General features: G+C 39.2%; 1 protein-coding gene. It reads right to left on the bottom strand.

Going from position 1 to position 385, the window contains the following annotated elements; all coding sequences use genetic code 11:
- Window positions 1-385, bottom strand: a 385-nt coding sequence (gene mraW / locus J7R05_RS08980; RefSeq protein ID WP_208541938.1) for a 16S rRNA (cytosine(1402)-N(4))-methyltransferase, incomplete at both ends; no start/stop codon positions are given.

Here is a 385-nt window from a genome sequence, read left to right as displayed (position 1 = left end):
GATTTTTGTGCAAATCTTCTTCAGTTGCAGTCTTCACACCTTTAAACAAAGGCAAAAATATTGCTAGACTAGATTTTATATCAGGAAGATAGCGTGAACTTCCCCCTTCTCCAGAACGAGCAGAAAAAAATCTTTTTACTATGCGATCCTCAAGAGAATGAAAACTAACAACTCCTAAACACCCTCCTGCTTTCAAAACTTTTTCAGCAGCCAATAAACCTCGCATAAGTTCACCAAGCTCATCATTAACGTGAATACGAAGAGCCTGAAACACACGTGTTGCAGGATGAATACGATCATCTGGTTTTCGACCCACTAAAACCTCAATAGCATTGGCAAGATCACATGTACGCAAAAAAGGATGAATACGACGACGCTTTTCAAT

Source organism: Bartonella capreoli (assembly GCF_902813205.1).
Taxonomy (GTDB): domain Bacteria; phylum Pseudomonadota; class Alphaproteobacteria; order Rhizobiales; family Rhizobiaceae; genus Bartonella; species Bartonella schoenbuchensis.
Note: the sequence above shows the minus strand (reverse complement) of the source record. Positions and strands in the feature narration are given on the sequence as shown.